This is a genomic window from Candidatus Proelusimicrobium excrementi, assembly GCF_937881865.1.
Lineage (GTDB): Bacteria > Elusimicrobiota > Elusimicrobia > Elusimicrobiales > Elusimicrobiaceae > Proelusimicrobium > Proelusimicrobium excrementi.
Genome location: NZ_CALGEO010000099.1, coordinates 1 through 5,618 on the forward strand (window position 1 = coordinate 1; position 5,618 = coordinate 5,618).

At 43.7% G+C, this 5,618-nt stretch carries 5 protein-coding genes and 1 pseudogene; 2 read left to right on the plus strand and 4 right to left on the minus strand.

Annotation, left to right across the window (positions count from 1 at the left end):
* Positions 1-36: 36 nt before the first annotated feature.
* The 3 genes and pseudogenes from ACQY26_RS04500 to ACQY26_RS04510 form a co-directional block, all read right to left on the minus strand.
* A pseudogene (locus ACQY26_RS04500) lies at positions 37-602 on the minus strand (LemA family protein).
* Between the two features lie 14 nt (positions 603-616).
* Positions 617-2,113 (minus strand): potassium/proton antiporter, encoded by a 1,497-nt coding sequence (locus ACQY26_RS04505; RefSeq protein WP_428047934.1) that lies wholly within the window; start codon positions 2,111-2,113, stop codon positions 617-619.
* A gap of 32 nt (positions 2,114-2,145) precedes the next feature.
* Positions 2,146-4,101: an LTA synthase family protein gene (locus tag ACQY26_RS04510; RefSeq protein WP_428047936.1), complete on the minus strand. Its 1,956-nt coding sequence runs from the start codon at positions 4,099-4,101 to the stop codon at positions 2,146-2,148.
* A 159-nt stretch (positions 4,102-4,260) separates the two neighbouring features.
* Here ACQY26_RS04510 and ACQY26_RS04515 point away from each other — a divergent pair, with 159 nt between their 5' ends.
* A complete protein-coding gene (locus ACQY26_RS04515) occupies positions 4,261-4,635 on the plus strand; it encodes a copper resistance protein NlpE (protein WP_428047937.1) in 375 nt (124 codons plus the stop codon).
* A 122-nt stretch (positions 4,636-4,757) separates the two neighbouring features.
* Entirely contained in the window at positions 4,758-5,153 is a 396-nt protein-coding gene (locus tag ACQY26_RS04520) for a copper resistance protein NlpE N-terminal domain-containing protein (RefSeq protein ID WP_428047938.1), read from the plus strand.
* Positions 5,154-5,250: 97 nt separating this feature from the next.
* On the opposite strand, the gene ACQY26_RS04525 is transcribed toward ACQY26_RS04520, so the two are convergent.
* A complete protein-coding gene (locus ACQY26_RS04525) occupies positions 5,251-5,589 on the minus strand; it encodes a hypothetical protein (protein ID WP_428047939.1) in 339 nt (112 codons plus the stop codon).
* Positions 5,590-5,618 lie beyond the last annotated feature (29 nt).

Below are 5,618 nucleotides of genomic sequence, written 5' to 3' on the forward strand. Positions count from 1 at the left end.
TGATTTTATTGGCCTTAAGTTCTTTATGGATATTCATTAAAATTTTACCTCCGCAGGTTTGTTCGCGGCGGCGGCTTCCTTATGGGGAAGCTCAAAAAAATCCGCCTGCTTAAAACTAAAATGTTTGGCTATTATATTGCAGGGAAACTGCTCCATACGCGTATTGAAATCCATTACATTCGTATTATAGAACCGCCGGGAAGCTTTATTCTGTCTTCTATATCCGTAAGTTCAAACTGGAGTTTTAAAAAGTTTTCGCTGGCTTTAAGTTCGGGATATTTTTCCGACACGGCGATAAGGCTTTTTAAAGCCGTGCTTAAATTTTTCTCCGCAGAATAGCGCTCGTCCGCTCCGCCTTGGGCGGACATTGCAGCCGTGCGGGCTTTTACCGCGTTTTCAATGACCGAAGATTCATGTTCCGCATAAGCTTTTACCGCGCTTACCAAGTTGGGCACCAAATCATATCTGCGTTTTACTTGGACTTCAACATCGCTCCATGCGGCGTTTACGGTGTTTTTGGCGGCCACCAAAAGGTTGTAAGCCACCGCCACATATACGGAAGCCGCAACTATCAAGGCCCCCAAAATATATAAAATTATCATTAAAAATGCCTCCCTTAACTGTTGTATATGGCGTATTTTTCTATGCCGGCTTTGGTGCAGAAATCCTGCAAGTCTTCCTCTTTGGAACCTATCAAAAGCAGTTTATCGCCGTTTTCCAAAGCGGTCTTGACGTTCGGAATAAAAAATTTGCCTCCGCGTTTTATCATCATAACCATAACGCCGTCGGTAAGGTCCATATCCCCCACGGTTTTATGCTCGCCCAAAAAAGCTTCGTCAGGTTTAAATTCCGCCGTTACGGCAATGTCTTCCGGCATTTCTACGGCAAAATCCTTGGTATGTTCCGGCTCGCTTATCAACCCCAAAAGACGCGCGGAATAAGGCACCGTCGTCCCTTGCACCACCAAAGAAATTATGGTTATAAAAAATACTATGTTAAAAATTTCTCTTGAATGCGGAACCCCCGCGACAAAAGGATATGTCGCAAAAATTATAGGCACCGCCCCGCGCAGGCCCACCCATGATATAAAACACTTGCCTTTGCGCGTCATCTTTTTAAACGGCCACAAGCATAAAAACACGCTTATAGGCCTTGCCGCCACAATCATAAAGACGCTTATCCCTATAGCCGGTGCCCATACTTTTAAAAGTTCGCTCGGGTTAACCAAAAGCCCCAATATAAGGAACATTATTATCTGGAAAAGCCAGGTAAGCCCGTCAAAAAAAGTTATTACGCTTTTTTTGTAAATCATCTTATTGTTGCCGACCACCAAACCCGCTATGTACACCGCAAGATAACCGTTTCCGCCCAATAAATCCGTAAAAGAAAATATGAAAAACACAAACGCCAATAAAAGTATTGCGTAAAGGGCGGAATAATCAAGATTGATGACGTTCATTATAAACACGGATAACCGCCCCAAAAGATAACCGAACACTATGCCGAGTACAAACTGTATAACCAAAGTCCACAGCATTACGTCCATGCTTACGCTGCTGGAAAGCACCACCTGTATAAGCATAATCGTAAGCATATAAGCCATAGGGTCGTTGGAACCGCTTTCAAGCTCCAAAAGAGGGCGCATATTTTGGGTAAGATAAAGATTCTTGGATCTTAAAATGGAAAAGACCGAAGCCGAATCAGTAGAGGACATTACCGCCGCCAAAAGCATACACCCGGCGAAACTAAGCGATAAATATCCCGGCAGCAGTTTAGCCATACCGTAAATAAAACCGCCGGTTATAAGCGCGGTCAGCAGTACACCCAACGTGGAAAGAACAACGCCTTCCACGGCTATGGGTTTTATGTCGGAAGCTTTCGTATCCATACCGCCGGAAAATAAAATTACGCTTAAAGCGGCCATGCCGACAAACTGCGCCTGCTTAAAACTGGAAAACTGCAAACCGAGGCCCTCGCTGCCGAACAGCATTCCCACAACCAAAAACAAAAGCAAAGCCGGCACGCCGAAGCGGTACCCGGTTTTGCCCGCAAGAATGCTGACAAAAAGCAGTATTGAAGCTATTAAAAGGAAATTTTCCCCGCTGATTATCATCAGTCCTCCGATTAATAATTTCTCAAACGGCTTTATTTATTATGGAACGTTATATATTTAGCCGTTTCGTAAAGGCCTTGGGCTAGGGTTTTCATTCTCTCGCACTTTTTGGGATATTCGCCGCAGTAATCTTTGTCGTCATCTTTGGAGCGGTACTTGAACATTCCCTCTTTTGAAGGCCAAATTACGTAATAAAAACCGTCTTCTATAAAACCTATCCTTAAAGGCGCGCCGGAAGAAGCCAATATAAAAGCCCCGCGGCTTATCGAATCATCAAACAAATTGCGGCCTAAAGCCGTTTCCCTGTAAGGTTTGCCCAACAAGCCCGAAAACGTGGCCGTTATATCAGCCTGGCTGGCCGGCTTGTCGTCTACGGAAGGTTCTATGCCGGGCCCCAGCACTATCAAAGGCGTATTGTTGGTGGTAAGCTCCAAATCTATTATGCCCTTGGGCGTATTTTTGGAACTGCTTACCGTAAGGCCGTGATCGCCGTAAATAAGGAAATACGTATCTTTATAAAACGGCTGATTTTCTATAAGTTTAAAAAACTCGCCCATGGAATAATCCTGAAACCGCATAGAATTATATTCAGCGTTGCCGCTGAAACCGTATTCCTTAAGCAAATTTTCGTCCTGCTTGATTTCTTTAAAATCGCCGTGATCTTCCGGTATTGTATAAGGGCGATGAAAGCCGGAAGTCTGTATAAAAGCGAAGAAAGGCTCTTTTGTTTGGGAAAGTTCCTTTGCGGCGTAGCGGAACATATCCAAATCCGAAAGGCCCCAAACGTCGTTGCGTTCCACATTTTCGTATGTGCCTTCTTCAAAGATCTTAAGGCCTTCTATATTGTAAGACAAAAGCCCGCGAATATTGCCCCAGTTGGTGCTCCCGCCGATAAAATAAAACTTTTTATAGTCTTTAAGGTCGTTTATCAAAGTATGCTGGCTTACTATCATGGGGTTGCGAGAGGAAGTCTTTACCGTTGAGGTATCCGGCAGCCCGGTTACGGAAGTAAACACGCCTTTGGCGGTGCCCGCAGTCGGAGTAAAAAAATTGGTAAACAAACGGCCCTTTTCAGCCAAAGCGGCCATCATGGGCGTGGTTTGGAGTTCCGGGTTGTTGAAAGAGGATTTATCATAAGCGAAGGACTCCGTCAGGATGACCACAACATTATAAGCTTTGTCTTTTGCCGGCGGAGTTATTATACGCTCGAAATTAAGCTTTTGGGCGTCCTTTTCCTTAACGCCGAGGTAATCGGCCACGGCGTCATAATAGAGCCTGGTTTTGGCTTCGTCGAAAGTAACGCCGCTTTTAGCGAATTTATAAGTGTCAAAAAGGTTTTGCATTGGGTTTAAAGCCAATGCGGAAACAAAGGCGTTCTTGCTGAAATAAGCGTTGCTCCACCTTAAAGGATATTGGGAAAATCTGCCGTGTATAAAAGCCGCGGCGATTATAAGGCCTATAAGCGCGAACCAATAATCCCGCTTCTTTCCCTGTTTTAAGTAAGCGAAGTTTAGCAAAGCCTTCAAAGCGAAGTAAAACGCCGCGGAAAGCGCGATAAGAGCCAAAGCCAAAGTTACTACGGGATAACTCTGCCACACCATTTCGGCGGAAGTAACGGTATTGGCGGCAAGTTCAAAAATATAGGCGTTAAGCCTTTCCGTAAGATAAGCGTAATAGCCGAAGTCTACAAAATAAATCAGCATAATAGCGGCAAAAGCCAAAGTGTAAAGCCAAAGCGTAAACTTTTTAAGCCATTTTTTGTACGGAAAAAGGAAAATAATTCCAAGAGGCAAAGCAAAAATAAAAGCCGCCCTTAAATCAAAACGGGATCCTATAAAAAAGGCCTTTGCAACAGGGGCCGAGCCCAAAATTTCAGCGGGTTTGTTCGCAAAATAGAAAACAACCCTCAGCAAGCTGAAAAATGCGGCATTGCAGAAAGAAAAAATTAAAAAAGCGCCGAACCGGCGCGGTACGGTAAAATTCTTCATGATTATATTTTACATTATTTGACTTCGGAATATTATCAAACGGCCTGCATTAAAATACTAACGGAAAAACGCATATTTTTCCAGCCCGTTTTTTAAGGACTTGCAAGAGCGTAAAAACCGGCTATGCTATAAAACGTGCCGGATTTTTAAGGAGGTTACATGAAAACAACCGCCAACTTGCTTGCCGCAGTCGCGGTCTGTTTGATGCTGGGGTGTTCAAAAGCTTCAGTTCCCGGGGAGTATCAGGGAACTCTGCCCGCGGCCGATGCGCCGGGCATATTAACCACGCTCACCTTAAACCCGGATAATACGTTTATTCTTACAAGCGTTTATTTGGGAAAAGACGAAAACGCTTTCACGGAAACCGGCAGTTACGCCGTCAATTCCCAAGGCATTATAGAGTTGGGCGGAGAAGGCTTAAGATATCTTAAGCAGGAAGACGACGGGAGCCTGAGCGTACTGACTTTGGATAAAGAAGAACCCGAAGGCCCGTTAAGAAGTTATTATAAACTTGAAAAAACAAAAAAATTATAAATAAACGCACGACGACAAGCGGCGGCCTGAAACCGCCGCTTTACTTTGCAATTAAAAACTATAAAAAGAAACCCCTTTTAATTTTATAGAATTTAAAAAATACATATTTTAGGGATTAAAGCGTGCAGACAATCAAAAAAGCGTTTATATCGGCAACAGCCGTAATACTGCAAGCCGCTTTATGCGGGTGTTCAAACGGCAATTTGCCCGGGGAATATTCCGGGGTTTTGCCTATGCCGGCCGGGGGTATGGAAATTGAACTAACATTAAGCCCGGATTATACCTTCCAAATGCAAACCATATACCAAAGCGATCTTGCTTCTTCATCCAAAGAGGACGGATCTTACAGAATAAGTTCCGATAAAATAATAACCCTGAAATATTACGGCGACGGTATAAAATATCTAAAGCAGCAAAAAGACGGCTCTTTAAAAGTGCTTACCCTTAACAGAACTGAAGTCAAAGGACCTGCAAAAAATAAGTATATCCTTATAAAAAAGTCCAATCTGTATTTTTAGTTTTTCAATTTTTTTATAGATTACAAAACCCCGCCTTGGCCTGTGTCAAGTATAATGCCGGTTGTTATCTTATAGCTTGTTTTAACGCACTCATGATTTACTTCACATATCCCGGATTGCATTCGCATACGCCGTTTACCTCAGAAGCGTTTGGGGGACATATACATTTGCAGGCGACGGGATCCCACTCGGCATATATTTGCCAATCGTCACAGCCTTGCCCGTCGTAATTACAAGTGCAGTCTTTCCCCCACTCGCTCCATTGATAGTTAGCGCAGCAAGTCCTTGTCTGAGTGGTATAACTGCACCCGCTTGCCGTGTATTTATTCTGCGTTGTTCCGCCTTTTGAACAGCTCTCGGCATAAGGCGAAGTTACGCAGATGACAAAACAACACAGCATTAAAAATATGTTTCTAACCGTTTTATTTTTTGACATCTTTTTCCTCTCCTTTATAGTTAATCGGC

What these genes read in the sequence shown, in the direction of transcription:
- ACQY26_RS04525 (WP_428047939.1), bottom strand. Translation starts at nt 5,589, where the DNA reads ATGTCAAAAAATAAAACGGTTAGAAACATATTTTTAATGCTGTGTTGT.
- ACQY26_RS04505 (WP_428047934.1), bottom strand. Translation starts at nt 2,113, where the DNA reads ATGATAATCAGCGGGGAAAATTTCCTTTTAATAGCTTCAATACTGCTT.
- ACQY26_RS04510 (WP_428047936.1), bottom strand. Translation starts at nt 4,101, where the DNA reads ATGAAGAATTTTACCGTACCGCGCCGGTTCGGCGCTTTTTTAATTTTT.
- ACQY26_RS04515 (WP_428047937.1), top strand. Translation starts at nt 4,261, where the DNA reads ATGAAAACAACCGCCAACTTGCTTGCCGCAGTCGCGGTCTGTTTGATG.